This is a genomic window from Vibrio sp. G-C-1 (assembly GCF_021728015.1).
Lineage (GTDB): Bacteria > Pseudomonadota > Gammaproteobacteria > Enterobacterales > Vibrionaceae > Vibrio > Vibrio splendidus.
Genome location: NZ_JAKKCR010000002.1, coordinates 179,244 through 193,346, shown reverse-complemented (window position 1 = coordinate 193,346; position 14,103 = coordinate 179,244). Strand labels below are relative to the sequence as shown.

The following is a 14,103-nucleotide window of genomic DNA, read 5'->3' as shown; positions in this document are numbered from 1 at the left end:
AACGTAAAAAGAGCATCACAAAACAGGTGATGCTCTTTTAAAAAGCTTCATATCCCAGCGGTATTCTTATGGGACGAAGTATCAAATCAAACCCATTACTTTAATGGTTGACGGTCAAATAGCGGTTGTTTCTCTCGTGAGCACGTCATCAATTTAGGCAATCACAGAACGAGACTTTTTCAAGCGAACTGAAAGCACGGACATTAAACTGATAAGCACCAATAGCCCGGTACCGGCACCACTACGTTCAACATCTTCAGCGCTATCATCACTTCTTTCAGCAATGTCTTCACTTGTTGCTCCAGATATCGGGATAAGTTTTACAGCCACTACCCTCTCGTCACCTACTCCATCATTACAATAAGCAAAGTGTGCGGTTGAATCATAAGCCATAGAAGAGGAGCTACTTTCACTCGCAAAACATTGTATTGCCGTCCCTGAGATAACACCCGCGTCATTAATGTCGGTTGCGTCCAATATTCTAAAGTGGTTGTTGGCATCACTGTCGTCACCACCGTTAGTTAGGTCGTCTAACCACCAAGCTTGATCATTATATCTTGCACGTCTATCTGCATCGGTACCAGTGTCGTTATAAGGGAAAATGAAGCCGCGATGCCTTCTTTCATGGCCGTCTACTTCAGCGTGAGTTTCGGCGTCAACATAGCCAACGATTTCATTGTAGTTATTGATCTCACTTACTTTTCCCTCTGCACTATCAAAGAAAATGTCTTCACCTAAACTTGCGAAGAATGTGGCAGTTGGCGTTGTGTCATTCGCATCAGCGACGAACATACGATTATCAGACACACGATCCGACGGATAATCACCATCTCGTTTTGCATAACCAATAACCATCATGTTTTCATTAATGTCTGTTGCGACAGAATTACTGTGAATGTATGAATCACTCACTTCTACCGTCGCATTAGCGATAAATGTAGTCGTCCAAGCATTTTCCGAAACGCTGAAATTTGACGTACTGCTTGGCCTAAATACAGCAGCCTGCATAAGAAAGTTATCTGAATCATCTAGTTCCGTATTGTAACCAACTAAAACAGGATAAGAGCTATATGTCCCTCTAGACGAAATCGTTGCAGCCCTCACACTCGCTTGTGCTGAAGCTTCATCATCGTTGTAAGAGTAATAGGTCGAACTGGTTTCCCAATCGGATACTGCAAAACGGTTTCCATCATCATTGGGACCATTCGCATCGGTTATATTCCAGACAAAAGCTCGATTAGCAAAAGCAAAGTTCTGACACTCTGGATATAAAGCAGGCTCAATATCTTCATCGATACAATTATCTAGATCCTCAGCATCACTGTCGGATGTGTACGGAGAGTCATAATCTTTGTATCCATCACTGTAATTAAAAGTCGCAACGGACGCGCTTCCGACCACATAGCTTTCCCCTCCATAACTGAAAGAGTCAAAAGCCATCGTTCTTCCCATTTGGGAGATTATATTCGCTTCGCCGTCAGCATCGCTGATCGTAATGCTGGTATCGGCTTCAGGTTGGAGAACCGTAAATTCAGTGCCTGTATCGTAGTAACCACGCTGCCTATACAACTGAATATATTGGTTGTTATAACTGTAGTAACCACTGCTGGTGTTACCAAGAACAAAACCATTCTCGTCAACTTTAGTGATGACCTTCTCCTCTGTTCCATCAACAAAGGAATAACTATAACTGCTCACATCAGGTGGGTTGCTGCCAACATCTGGGATCTCGCTTAGCGAAGAAGAATCATAAAAAGCCGTGGAATTAGTCTGATAGCTAAGCTCGTAATACGCATCACGCTCATTTTTCAAGCCTCCAATGCCCGCACCATCATCGCCATACCACAATAAAGAACTCCAAGCTTCACAAGTCGCGTAGCCAAGTTCGCTCGTGCAGTAGCTATAGATATCGTCATAATCCAAATAGTAGAACGTGTTATCGATACCAAAGGGGACCTCCTCTTTGAAGGAAAAACCTGGTTCTGCATTTTGAGCTTCCCCTGCGAATGCGTAGTCGGTGTCACCACAACTGGTACTAAAGCAATCCGTTGTACCAAGCTCTGGTTCAACTGCGACCCCATACACCGATTCCGTTTCTACTGGTGATTCCTCCAAAACCACCCTATAAAGCGCAGCGTTACTATAAGAAGCAACCAACAACGTAGATGAGACAACGACTGATTTTTTTACCATTGCCTTCATTCTACGGCTCCTAAAAAATAATCCATTTCAATACCAACGATAGCTTTCTGCCTTTATTGCTAAAGGCATTAAATTCATGAGTTCAATAGTTGACTAGGATAAAAATAGAAAATGTGGAAACTATGTAGAAACAATGGAGGTTTAAACAACCTGACTTGATGGGCTAATGATCTGATGCTCTTATAAAGTTAAGCGCTAACTTTCATCTCCTAGATTTATCCATTTTCTCTGCTAATTTGATCGCTAACCTATTTGCGTCAAAGAATTACACTTATATTTGGTTACGAATAGGAATTAAATGATGAACAAAATCACGACGGCATTACTTTTACTGACATCGACATTCGCGCTTCAAGCGTGTGCTGAAAGCCGTGAAGGCCCAAGAGAAATGCCAAGCTTTGAAGAAATGGATGCAAACGGTGATGGCGAATTACAATTAGAAGAGCTCAGAGGTCCACTCGCCGATGACTTTGATAAACTAGACGCAGATGGAAGCGGTGGTCTATCGGAAGAGGAAGTTCCGCCACCACCACCAAGACGTCAATAATGGTTAGAGGGTTATCCTAAAATAGTGATAATTCAATGCGAGCTGATGGGGTATAGCACCCTGTCAGCTCGCTATTCGTTTCTAACAAAAGAGTGCTTATACATGGCCTAAGATGAATAAAGAAAGCAATGTCCATATTTCCCACACGATCGAGGGCTAATATTGGTTTATCTCATTTTATTGTCTTAACTCACTCTATCGTCTTAATTCACTTTAATTTCTGGAGAGAACGTGCGCATATCAATCTTCACCAAACTGTTTGTTTCAATACTAATGGTGTGCGTGACCATGCTCTTTGTACTGACCTATTTTATTAACTCCAGTTTTCAAAGAGGGCTCCAAGATTTCACAAATAATAATGAGATTGCCCTAGCTCAAGAACTCGCCAATAACTTAAAGCAATATTACTCACCTTCCGAAAAGTGGAGGAGGCTAGAGCGTGAACCACATTTAATCGCCAGTAGCATTGGCGGCCCCTCACGACCACATCCTCGTGACAGACACCCATCGCCACCACCATTAAGAGAGCCGGAAGCGCCAGGCCTTCAACCTATTTGGCAACGACTCAACATTTTAGATCAAGACGGGCGAGCCATAATTGGACCGCCTGAAAACCTACATCACCTTGAAGATGGTCAGCATCAAGCGCTAGTCGAAATAACACTGGATGATCAAGTTATTGGGTATATCTCCATCGTCCAGATGGATGAAATATCAGGGCCTTTAGCAGAAAGCTTTTTCAAACAACAAACGACGCATGTAAGCACTATCGCATCGATTACCGTGTTACTTTCATTCCTTATCTCTTTGTTTCTTGTTAGGCGATTTTTGAAACCATTGCGTGCTTTGTCGAAAGGTGCCAAATCTATCGAAAATGGCGATCTCGATTTCTACATTAAAAAAAGCGGCAATGATGAATTGTCTGATCTCATCGGAATATTCAACGGTGTTGTCGAGACACTAAGAAAACAGAAAACACTTAGAGAACAGTGGTTATCAGATATTTCACATGAACTTAGAACGCCTATCACCGTGCTTAGAAGTGAACTAGAGGCGCTACAAGACGGTATTCGATCACCTGAACCAAAATACATCGACTCGTTACATCAACAAATCATCACGTTGGGTCAACTCGTTGAGGATCTTCACCAACTCTCCCTGTATGACATCGGATTTAACCTCAATGTTAAAAACAACGTTGATATACATAAACTGATTGATTCTGTGATCGTTCAAAACTCGATCCGTTTAGAACAAAAAAACATCACATTAACAAAGCACTATGACCATTCGGCGCCACTGTTTACCTCGTGTGATGAGAGATTACTGACACAACTGTTTGTGAATCTGTTAGAAAATAGCGCGCGATACACTGGCAATAATGGGTATGTATCGATAGATGTTACCGATATTAGTGATAGTATTGTTATCAACGTTGAAGACAGTGATCCAGGTGTACCTGATGCATCACTTCCGCGTTTGTTTGAGAGGCTTTACCGCGTTGATAAATCGCGCAGCCGCTCAAGTGGCGGTTCTGGACTTGGCTTATCTATCTGTAAAAATATCGTTGAAGCGCACCAAGGACACATTACTGCCGACCACTCAGAATTGGGTGGACTACGAATCATCATAGCGTTACCAAAGGAAATAAAATCGTGATTTTAGTCGTCGAAGATGAGCCTGCATTAGCAAGTGTACTTTGTGAGTACTTAGAGCACTCTGGCCTTGAAAGTCATCATATTATCGATGGTAGTCTTGTCATTGACTGGGTAAAAAAAGCATCGCCTAAACTCATTATTCTCGACCTCATGCTACCTAATCGAGACGGGTTGGATATTTATCGAGAGCTGAGAACGTTCAGTGACATCCCAGTGGTTATGGCGACAGCCAAGGTCGAAGAGATTGATCGACTCGTTGGGCTTGAACTGGGTGCAGATGATTATATATGTAAGCCGTACAGCCCGAGAGAAGTGGTCGTGAGGGTGAAAAATATTTTGCGCCGTTCCAACAAGCCCCAAGCCACGTCAGCAACGAACGCCATTGATATTGATGAATTGAGTATGACCGCCGTCCTATGTGGTATTAAGCTAAGTTTAACGCCAGCTGAGTTTCGGCTTTTGCACCTTCTCTATCAAAATGTTGGCCGCATTTATAGTCGCGATCAATTAATTGATAAAATCTACGACGATAGAAGAGTGGTCAGTGATCGCACTATCGATAGCCATATTAAAAACTTACGCAAAAAAATGGTCTCGATAAATGAAAAATGTGACTACATTAAATCCATTTACGGGATAGGTTACAAACTAGAAATAGAATAATACGAATCAAAAAGCCGCTTTCATCAGCGGCTTTTTTCGTTCTAAAGCGAACATAATTCAAAGATGGGATCAGCGTTAATCCCAGTCAAGGATCGACCAATTAGGTTGATCGGCTAACGCTTTCAAACGCGGACATGGGTTTACCAGATAAGCAAAATCAGCGTGTTCACACAAAGGTAAGTCGTTGATTGAATCTGTATAAAAGTGAATGTCTGAGTAGTTTGTTTCTTGATTGTCTAACCACTCTTTTAAACGCGTCACTTTGCCTTCACGGTAGCTTGGTACGCCTGAGATCTGAGAAGTAAAACGGCCTTGGTTTTCAATCAAATCGATACCGAGTGCGTTCTCAATACCAATCTTACGGCCGACCGCTTCCACTAAGAAAGTCACGCTGGCAGAGATGATCAGCATATCAATATCATCATTCTCAAGCTGCTCAATCAAAGGTTTCGACTGCTTGAACTGTTTAGGCAAAATATGCTGTTCAACACACTCTTCCACCAAGGCGGTGACTTGCTCTGTTGGCATATCGGCTAAAGGCTGCATGGAAAACGTGAGGTAATCTTCCATGTTCAGTTTGCCTTCCGAATACAGGCCCATTAAGCGCTTATCTTCTTCAATAAAGTTGGACGCAGTGGCAATGCCCTTTTCAACCAAGAACTCATTCCAGAGCATCGCTGCATCGGCATTGATCAGCGTTTCGTCCATATCAAATACATACAAAGGTTTGAACATCTTAGGCTCTCACAGGTTGAATTTCGTTAAGGTTAAACAGGAGTTCAAGTTGGCTGCCGTTTGCCAACAGTCGCTCAGAGGAGCGGTTAAGTAAATCGACGGTTAATTCACATTCATCGACGTCCACTTGGTAGCGAATCACGTTACCCAAGAGCTGGTGGTTACGAATAGTGCCCGTTTTCGGCGCGGAGATATGCTCGCCATATTGTCGGCCTTGTTCTTTCACGTAGATAGATTCCGGTCGAATCGCCACTTTCCACTCGGTTTCAATGTTGAAAAGTTGCTTGGCTTTGTTCGCTTGCACCAGATTGTAGTGACCCATGAACCCAGCCACAAATTCATTGGCTGGTTGAGTGTAGATCTCTTCGGGTGTACCTGCTTGTACGATCTCGCCTTTGTTCATCAAGAAAATACGGTCAGACATGATCATCGCTTCTTCTTGATCGTGGGTCACGAAGATCGTGGTCAGGTTCATCTCTTTTTGAATATCTCGGATCTGTTGGCGTAGGTGCTTTCGGATCTTCGCATCCAACGCCGAAAGCGGCTCATCTAATAACAAAATACGCGGCTTGACCACCAAAGCTCTTGCCAAGGCCACACGCTGGCGTTGACCGCCCGATAACTGATGCGGGTAGAACTTCTCTTTGCCCGTTAAGTCCACCAGCCCAATCACTTTCGCGACTTCACGCTTAATCTCGTCAGCAGCAAGCTTTTTCATTTTCAGGCCAAACACAATGTTGCCTTCAACCGTCATGTTCGGGAAAAGCGCATAAGATTGAAACACCATGCCGATACCACGCTGTTGTGGCACTTGGTGAGTAATCTCTTCACCGTTCACCCAGATCTCGCCACCATCAACAGGATTCAGGCCAGCCAAGCTGCGCAGCAGAGTCGATTTACCACAGCCACTCGGGCCAAGCAGAGTAATGAATTCGCCCTTCTCGATGGAAAATTCAATGTCTTCAAACACTGTGTTGTCACCAAAGCGCTTGGTGAGGTTTTTCGCATTTACATAGCTCATTATTTTGTTCCCTGGCTGAAACGACTTGCCAACCAAGTCAGTAAGAAAATAAACAGGAAGTACGTCATCACAAGGGCTGACGTGAAGTGGCCGCTGGTTTGACGCATGTTGTATAGGTAGATTTGCAGTGTCTCGTAGCGTGTTCCTACCAAGATGTTGGCGAACACGAACTCGCCCAATAGGAACGAGAACGACAAGAACAGTGACGCCATTAAGCCTTTCTTAAGGTTTGGCAAAATAATCAGCAAGAATGCCTTGGTGGTACTCGCGCCAAGCAGGTGTGCCGCGTCCATCAAGTCATGCAAGTTAATTGCTTCAAAGCTGTTGGCAATCGCACGATACATGAATGGCAGTGCGATGGTGAAGTAGGTGCCAATCAAAATCCACGGCGTGCCTATCAGTGAGATTTCACTGTCTGCATACAATTGAAGTAAACCAACTGATGACACTACTGGCGGTACAGCGAATGGCAATAAGATCAGAATATTCATTACCTTGTCGAGTTTCGGGAAATAGTAAAACACCACGAAAATCGCAGGCAGAACCAACACCACACTCAATGACAGTGCCGCCACGCAGATAAACAGTGAACGACCAAAGGCTTGCAAGAAGCGAGGATCCGTCAGCAGGTTGATGTACCAATCTAACGTGAAGCCATCCGGCAGGATAGTGGCGCCCCAACGCGAGGAGATCGAGTAGATAAAGGTCGCTAAGATCGGGATCATCATGATGCCGACAATCGAATAGACAACCGTTTTATGAAAGCGAGTATTTACGGTGTTCATTACTTTCTCTTCCCTGCGTAGCTTTTGCTGATCAGCCATTGGTTAATCACGGTGATGAAGGCCAGCATCGCCATCAGAATCACAGAAATTGCGGCGGCTAGATTGGGTTCTAAGAACAAGTCGCCCGATACCAAGCTAGCGATTCGAATCGTAATCACGTTGTAGTTGCCCGAGGTCAACGCATACACGCTCGCATAGGCACCAATCGCATTGGCAATCAAGATGATGAAGGTGCCGAACAAAGCCGGAGATAACACAGGCAGCGCGATTTTGGTCCAGTACTGCCAAGTTTTCGCGCCAAGCAATGCCGAAGCGGCTTGCCAGTCGTCACTCAGAGCATCAAACGCTGGATAGAGCAACAACACCGCTAATGGGATCTGGAAGTAGATGTAAATCGCCAGCAAGCCCCATTTACCGTACAGGTCGAAATCACCTAGTAATCCATACTGCTTGAGCAATAAGGTGATAGCACCGTTGGTGCCCAAGATGATGATGAATGCGAACGACAAAGGCACACCAGAAAAGTTGCTGCTCATATTGGTAAACGCGATCACCGCATCGCGGATTTTAGAATCAACGCGGCGCAGTGAAGAAACGAGCAGAGTCGCGATCGCTAAACCAATAATGCTCGACCAAATCGACAGCCATAAACTGTTACCGAAGGCCTGCATCATGAAGGCAGAATCGAATATTTCAGAATAGTTTTCGAGAGAGAGTTCGTCGTCATAGAAGAAGCTGTTGATCAGCACCCAAACCATCGGTGCCAGTTGGAACAGATAGAAAAACAGCGCGAAAGGCGCAAGCCACAAAGCGGGCTTGAAGCGTTGAAACAAAGATTTGGTTTTGGGTTTAAGCGCAGAGCCATCGGTCTGCGTGATTACAGAACTGCTCATAGGGCCAACAATTCCTGAGTGTAAGATTTATCGTGTTCAAGGTTGAGTAGCTGACAGACGTTGCCGCAGATGTCGGTCTGTTTCACTGAACATTCTTGGTGTGTAAACTTATCGCCAATCACAAAGAAAGGCACTTCACGCTCTTCAGGCAGAATGCCACCATGAGACAAGTCATTGTTCATGCCATGGTCACTGGTGATGATCACTTGATAACCATCATTTACCCATTTCTCAAGGTAGTTCGATAGGTAGATATCCGCGCCACGAGCACTATTACGGTACTGGCGAGAATCCAGCCCATGCTTGTGTCCCATGTCGTCAATGTTCATTGGGTGAATCAATAAGAAATCAGGTTGATGAGTGACGCGCAGATGCTCTGCATCCAAGAACAAGGCTTCGTCTGGGTAGTGATCCCAGTGGTAGAAACAACCATGTTGGATGTTCATGCTTTCATCATTGGTGAAACGGTCGCGTACTGCATCAAATGGCGCTCGGTTATATAACTCGCTCACCCAATGGTAAGCCGCAGCTGCCGTCACTTTGTTCTGCGACTTCGCCAAGCTAAAGATCGACTCGTGATTCGACAAACGCACGATTTGGTTGTTGACGATGCCACTCTCGACAGGGCGAACACCGGTCAGGATGCACTCATACAGTGGACGTGACATAGACGGCAGTTCGCACTGTACAGGGTAAAGCGTGGCGCGCAGCTTATTTTTTTGCGTGCTCTGCGAAGTACTCTTTTTATTGTACGAATCGCTCTGTTCATTGTGCGAATCGCCCTGTTTTGTCTGCATATCACTTAGTTCTAGAAGACCGTTCAGGTAGCCCATGCAATCACGGGCTACCTGATAGTTCAGTCCATCTAGAACAACAAGGATAACCTTATTGCTCATGGTCTATTCTCTATTGCTTGTTTCTAAAAGCCACCTACGGAAGGTGGCGTGTTAAGCGGGGTTACTGCTGGTGAATCAATACGCTTTCTTGCCATTGACGTGGCAGGCGACGTGCTGATTTTTCCCATGCTGAGAAGTCAGTCACTGGGTGCACATTGCTGTATTCATCGTTCGAGATCAGCTTGTCTTGTACTGATTGAGGTAGCGTAATGTTGCTGCGGATTGGACGTGCGTAACCTTCTGCTAGGTTGATTTGGCCTTGGTCGCTGAAGATGTATTCACGAGCCAACTTCGCCGCGTTCGGGTTTTGTGCGTATTTGTTAATGATGGTGGTGTAACCAGAAATCACTGAGCCATCTTGTGGAATGCTGACTGTAAAGCGCTCACGGTCGATCTTGTCGCGGTAGTTCAGTGCGTTGAAGTCCCACATGATTGCCACTTCCACTTCGCCTTTTTCAAGATTCGCGATGCTTGGGTCGGTGTAAGACAGACGGCCTTGCTTCGCTAGCTCACCAAAGAATTTAATCGCCGGTTTTAGGTTTGACTCGTCACCACCGTTAGCAAATGCAGCCGCTAGAATTGCGTTGTTTGCTTGTGCTGCTACACCTACATCACCGACTGTGACTTTGTAGTCACCTTCTAGTAGGTCACTCCAAGATTTTGGTGCATCTTCAACAAGGTTATTGTTTGAAATGAACGAGATAGTACCTGTGTAAGCCAGAGCCCAGTGACCATCTTTGTCTTTTGCCCAGTCTGGAATGTCATTCCAAGTGGTTGGTTTGTATGGCTGAGTGACGTTTTTCTTTACGGCCACACGTGCGAATGCGAAACCCACATCACCAATATCAGCGGTTGCGTTTTTCTTCTCTGCTTCAAATTTCGAGATCTCTTGCGCCGAGCTCATATCGGTATCCTGATGCTTCAAACCGTAGTTTGCTTTCAGGTCAGTCCATGTGCCTTTCCAGTTTGCCCAACTGTCTGGCATACCCACACTGTAAACAGCACCCTCTTTTTGAGCGGCTTCAATCAGTGACTCAAGATCAGCATCCTTCGCCATCGCTGGCATTGAAAGTGTTGCCGTAAGTCCTGTTACACCAATCAATTTAGCGGTTGTGCCTATTAGCTTTGTAGGTGAACCCATCAATTTTCTTGGCGATACAGTTGAACGGCTAAGCAAAGTTTTCATTGTCTCTATCCTTCTGGACTAGGTCAGTAAGTTCGTTTTGTATGCTATAGCCGGAATGTGACGGTTTACCGTAAGTTATTTGACAGTTCGAGTGCATTTACGTGGCAGTTATATTTCACTCATATGACAATAAGCCATTGGTTACTGTCACATTCCTGTTAACTCCATGGTTTACCTTATTAAGCACACGAACTTATGGACTAGATCAGTAATGAGAACATTGGGCACCGGGCAATCAGGGACACAGTTAGGAAGAATTAAGGCGAGTATTCGAGAGCAGCTTCAATCAGGTATCTTCATTGAAGGGCAAAAACTGCCATCAGAAAGAAACCTGAGCGAACTGTTTTCCACCACACGAATCACGCTCAAAGATGCGTTGGTGTCTCTGGAAACCGAAGGTTTGATATACCGAGAAGAGCGCCGTGGCTGGTATGTGTCACCCGAACGTATCCGCTACAACCCGCTGTCTCGTTCTCACTTTCATCAAATGATTCGCGAACAACATCGTATTGCAGAAACAAGGCTGCTGAGCACCCGCACAGAGATGGCCGCGGGCGATTACGCCAAAGCATTAGAGATAGAACAGATAACGCCGATACACGTGATTGAGCGACTACGCTTTATTGATGGCCGAGCGGTGCTGTTTGTTGAAAACGTCTTAAAAGCGCCGTTGTTTGAGAAGGTGTTGTCAGAAAACCTCACCATGTCGCTGACAGGCATCTACCGAGAAAAATACGGCTACGAGACCCAACAATCGCGCTTTGATGTGATACCCACCTCTGCCCCTGCGCATGTCGCCAAGGCGCTGAATTTGGCAGAGGGGCAGCCTGTTCTTAAGATCTGCCGAGTGAACTACAAACAGGACGGTGAACTAATGGATTGCGAGTTGGAATACTGGCGACCCGATTCTGTAGTGATTCATATTGATAGTATTGGTTAGCGTCACGTAACCATTTGCCTAGGCTTAGGAAAAAAAGCGAGCACATACAAAAACTCCGACTGATTCAGTCGGAGTTTTTATTTTCAACGGTTACGTTTAATGAGGCACTAACTAAACAATCTTTTGCTCATCTTCTTCTTTGGTCGAATCGGTTTCTTTAGATAAAAAACTGGCAACTATCTCTCTCAGCTTTCCTTGATTAACCGGTTTTGGTAAGAACTCATCCATACCCACATCAAAACACAAATGCTTGTCTCGCTGCACAACGTTGGCCGTGAGTGCGACGATTGGAATATGTTGTGAAGAGCCCTCTTCTAACGCTCGGATCTGTTTAGTGGCTTCGAAGCCATCAAGAACTGGCATCTGGCAATCCATAAAAATCATCTCGTATTCGTTGGCCTGGAATTTCTCGACACCAATCTCACCGTTATCGGCAATATCAACCTCAAAGCCAAGTTTCTTGAGCATCATCTTGGCAACTTGCTGGTTTACTCGCGAGTCTTCAACGACCAATACCGTACCACTAAATTCTCCAGCAACCGCGACAGGTTTTGACTCTGCTTGAATTGGATCTTGCTTATCTACTTTTCTGGTTTTAACAGAGACAGTTGGTGTAGCTTCAGCAGAACTCGCAGGTTTAGTTAATGGTACAGGTTCATTGTCTTTGAACGCGACCTCACCTCTGTTTGGATAAGTAAAGTTTGAGGTATCCGCTGCTCTCGCGAGGACTTCACTCAACGTCCATTTAAGTTGGTTATCTTGATAAGGACGAGCTATGTAGGCAACAAAACCCACTTGTTTAGCGCGAGCCTCATCTTGCTTTCTAGGGTCAGCGGAGATCATCACTAATTTAGGACACTCGCTACCAAAGCGTTCAACTAAGCTTCTCGCCAGTTGAAAGCCATCAACGGATGGCATCACTTTGTCTATCAGCACTAGATCATAGGGTGATGACTTAGCCACAGACTCTGAAACAAGCTCTAACGCTTGGGTGGCGGTTTCACAACACTCAGACTTAACGCCGAATGATTGAAGCTGTGTTGAGGTAATACGCATATTCAGCTGACTATCATCAACCAGAAGCACCGAAACTTTATTAAAATCGATATTGCTTTCGTCAACGTCCAGGCTCGGGTCAAAGTCAGCGGTAAAGTAGAATGTACTCCCCTTGCCTACGACACTGGTTAGCTCAAGCTTGCTGCCCATCAATGTCACGATCTTCTCGCATATCGTTAAACCAAGCCCTGTGCCTCCGTAAATACGCGTGGTACTGCCGTCGGCTTGTTGAAACTTATCGAACACCGATTTCTGTTTGTCTTCTGCAATACCTATACCGCTGTCAGTCACCTCAAATTTCACTCTGAGCTTTTGTTTTGGTTCTATGACTTCTTCCAAGCGAAGTGAGAGTGTGACATGACCATGCTCGGTAAATTTGATGGCGTTACCGACCAAGTTATTCAGTACTTGTCTTAGCTGGGTGCCATCGCCAATCACCATAGTTGGGATCTTAGGATCAATCGCCAGTTGGAATCTGAGCCCTTTCTGCTCGGCTTTAACTCTAAACGTCGATTCAACATCGGCAGCAATACCCATCATTTTCATCGGTTCTTGTTGCAGTTCTAGTCGCCCCGCTTCTATCTTCGAATAATCCAAGATGTCATTGATAAGGTCGAGCAGCGTAAGCGAAGAGGTATTGAGCATGTTGATGTACTCTTTTTGCTCTTTCGGCATATCCATTTCAGAAAGTAGAGACGATAACCCGATGATGCCATTCATTGGAGTCCGGATCTCGTGACTCATGTTGGCAAGGAATTCACTCTTGTTGCGGTTGGCAACCTCAGCGACATCTTTGGCTTTTTCCAGTTCTTGGTATTGTTGACGAATACGTTCAACCGACTGGTTATAGCTACTCTCTAGTGTCGAGATCTCGTCTCTGTAAGTAGAATCGGTTGGCGTTATGAAGCGTGGTTTGTTGTCTTCGACCTGTTGCTGGTTGATCTGGGAAGACATAGTCATTAAGCGTTTGACCACGAGGCGATAGACAATCGTTAAACAAACCAGAGACAATAAGAAGATTTTAACGGCTTCGAAGGCGAGCAATAGTAGAACTCGTTCTTCAAAGTCGTTGAGGATCATGCTCAAATCAGATTGCACCGTGAGCGTCGCTAATGGGAAATCTGTCCCCCCCATCTGGTGCACCATTTCCCAAGACTGGGAATAAGACTGACCTGCGGTCTTTTGACCTAATTCTAGAATTTTTTCATCGGGACTTTCGATAAGAAGGTAACTAACCGAGGGTAGGCGGGAGATACCTTCGGCTTGCACAAACAGTTGCTCTCGATCTTCAACCCACAAACTGGACGTTAAACCCGAAAGGTAGCCAGCCTTAACCTGTTCGATCTGAGAACTGATAAAAGAAACTCGACTTTGGTACTCCACATACAACCCTAGACCTGTCACTATAACTGTGAATAGGGTGCTGATTGCTATGATAGTCCCGATCAACTGTCGGGAGAGTCCAATATAGCGTTTTCCTTTTGTCACCATACACAAATTACCATTATTGTTATCCTAGCA

At 45.0% G+C, this 14,103-nt stretch carries 12 protein-coding genes; 4 read left to right on the top strand and 8 right to left on the bottom strand.

Translation table 11 applies throughout. The annotated features are described in order from the left end of the window. Positions 1 to 153 precede the first annotated feature (153 nt). A complete protein-coding gene (locus tag L3V36_RS03955) occupies positions 154 to 2,202 on the bottom strand; it encodes a DUF3466 family protein (protein ID WP_208774518.1) in 2,049 nt (682 codons plus the stop codon). Between the two features lie 301 nt (positions 2,203 to 2,503). On the opposite strand from L3V36_RS03955, the gene L3V36_RS03950 reads away from it, so the two are divergent. From L3V36_RS03950 to L3V36_RS03940, 3 genes are all read left to right on the top strand, one after another. Then, on the top strand, positions 2,504 to 2,749 hold the full coding sequence (locus tag L3V36_RS03950; protein ID WP_017072318.1) for a hypothetical protein: 246 nt from the start codon (positions 2,504 to 2,506) through the stop codon (positions 2,747 to 2,749). A 288-nt stretch (positions 2,750 to 3,037) separates the two neighbouring features. After that, positions 3,038 to 4,408, top strand: coding sequence for an ATP-binding protein (locus L3V36_RS03945; RefSeq protein ID WP_208774604.1), 1,371 nt, complete (start codon positions 3,038 to 3,040; stop codon positions 4,406 to 4,408). Continuing rightward, positions 4,405 to 5,070 carry a response regulator gene (locus L3V36_RS03940; protein WP_102397958.1) on the top strand — a complete coding sequence of 222 codons (666 nt, stop codon included), beginning with the start codon at positions 4,405 to 4,407 and terminating at the stop codon, positions 5,068 to 5,070. The genes L3V36_RS03945 and L3V36_RS03940 overlap by 4 nt, the downstream gene beginning before the upstream one ends. A gap of 75 nt (positions 5,071 to 5,145) precedes the next feature. Here L3V36_RS03940 and L3V36_RS03935 read toward each other — a convergent pair whose 3' ends face one another. The 6 genes from L3V36_RS03935 to L3V36_RS03910 all read right to left on the bottom strand — a co-directional run bounded on the left by L3V36_RS03935 (position 5,146) and on the right by L3V36_RS03910 (position 10,586). Continuing rightward, complete coding sequence (locus tag L3V36_RS03935; protein WP_208774519.1) at positions 5,146 to 5,805, bottom strand: HAD family hydrolase; 660 nt, start codon at positions 5,803 to 5,805, stop codon at positions 5,146 to 5,148. Between the two features lies 1 nt (position 5,806). Then, complete coding sequence (locus L3V36_RS03930; protein ID WP_208774522.1) at positions 5,807 to 6,826, bottom strand: ABC transporter ATP-binding protein; 1,020 nt, start codon at positions 6,824 to 6,826, stop codon at positions 5,807 to 5,809. Beyond that, positions 6,826 to 7,611: an ABC transporter permease gene (locus tag L3V36_RS03925; protein ID WP_004732591.1), complete on the bottom strand. Its 786-nt coding sequence runs from the start codon at positions 7,609 to 7,611 to the stop codon at positions 6,826 to 6,828. The genes L3V36_RS03930 and L3V36_RS03925 overlap by 1 nt, the downstream gene beginning before the upstream one ends. Continuing rightward, positions 7,611 to 8,504: an ABC transporter permease subunit gene (locus tag L3V36_RS03920; RefSeq protein ID WP_102447324.1), complete on the bottom strand. Its 894-nt coding sequence runs from the start codon at positions 8,502 to 8,504 to the stop codon at positions 7,611 to 7,613. The genes L3V36_RS03925 and L3V36_RS03920 overlap by 1 nt, the downstream gene beginning before the upstream one ends. Beyond that, positions 8,501 to 9,400 (bottom strand): alkaline phosphatase family protein, encoded by a 900-nt coding sequence (locus L3V36_RS03915; protein ID WP_102447323.1) that lies wholly within the window; start codon positions 9,398 to 9,400, stop codon positions 8,501 to 8,503. The genes L3V36_RS03920 and L3V36_RS03915 overlap by 4 nt, the downstream gene beginning before the upstream one ends. A gap of 61 nt (positions 9,401 to 9,461) precedes the next feature. After that, on the bottom strand, positions 9,462 to 10,586 hold the full coding sequence (locus L3V36_RS03910) for an ABC transporter substrate-binding protein (RefSeq protein WP_017084958.1): 1,125 nt from the start codon (positions 10,584 to 10,586) through the stop codon (positions 9,462 to 9,464). 211 nt (positions 10,587 to 10,797) lie between these two features. On the opposite strand from L3V36_RS03910, the gene L3V36_RS03905 reads away from it, so the two are divergent. After that, the gene (locus tag L3V36_RS03905; protein WP_208774524.1) at positions 10,798 to 11,526 is read left to right on the top strand and encodes a UTRA domain-containing protein; all 729 of its coding nucleotides are present in this window, start codon (positions 10,798 to 10,800) and stop codon (positions 11,524 to 11,526) included. Between the two features lie 111 nt (positions 11,527 to 11,637). Here L3V36_RS03905 and L3V36_RS03900 read toward each other — a convergent pair whose 3' ends face one another. Next, positions 11,638 to 14,073 carry a hybrid sensor histidine kinase/response regulator gene (locus tag L3V36_RS03900; protein ID WP_065680958.1) on the bottom strand — a complete coding sequence of 812 codons (2,436 nt, stop codon included), beginning with the start codon at positions 14,071 to 14,073 and terminating at the stop codon, positions 11,638 to 11,640. Positions 14,074 to 14,103: the final 30 nt, after the last annotated feature.

What these genes read in the sequence shown, in the direction of transcription:
- L3V36_RS03955 (WP_208774518.1), bottom strand. Translation starts at nt 2,202, where the DNA reads ATGAAGGCAATGGTAAAAAAATCAGTCGTTGTCTCATCTACGTTGTTG.
- L3V36_RS03950 (WP_017072318.1), top strand. Translation starts at nt 2,504, where the DNA reads ATGAACAAAATCACGACGGCATTACTTTTACTGACATCGACATTCGCG.
- L3V36_RS03945 (WP_208774604.1), top strand. Translation starts at nt 3,038, where the DNA reads ATGCTCTTTGTACTGACCTATTTTATTAACTCCAGTTTTCAAAGAGGG.
- L3V36_RS03935 (WP_208774519.1), bottom strand. Translation starts at nt 5,805, where the DNA reads ATGTTCAAACCTTTGTATGTATTTGATATGGACGAAACGCTGATCAAT.
- L3V36_RS03930 (WP_208774522.1), bottom strand. Translation starts at nt 6,826, where the DNA reads ATGAGCTATGTAAATGCGAAAAACCTCACCAAGCGCTTTGGTGACAAC.
- L3V36_RS03925 (WP_004732591.1), bottom strand. Translation starts at nt 7,611, where the DNA reads ATGAACACCGTAAATACTCGCTTTCATAAAACGGTTGTCTATTCGATT.
- L3V36_RS03920 (WP_102447324.1), bottom strand. Translation starts at nt 8,504, where the DNA reads ATGAGCAGTTCTGTAATCACGCAGACCGATGGCTCTGCGCTTAAACCC.
- L3V36_RS03915 (WP_102447323.1), bottom strand. Translation starts at nt 9,400, where the DNA reads ATGAGCAATAAGGTTATCCTTGTTGTTCTAGATGGACTGAACTATCAG.
- L3V36_RS03910 (WP_017084958.1), bottom strand. Translation starts at nt 10,586, where the DNA reads ATGAAAACTTTGCTTAGCCGTTCAACTGTATCGCCAAGAAAATTGATG.
- L3V36_RS03905 (WP_208774524.1), top strand. Translation starts at nt 10,798, where the DNA reads ATGAGAACATTGGGCACCGGGCAATCAGGGACACAGTTAGGAAGAATT.
- L3V36_RS03900 (WP_065680958.1), bottom strand. Translation starts at nt 14,073, where the DNA reads ATGGTGACAAAAGGAAAACGCTATATTGGACTCTCCCGACAGTTGATC.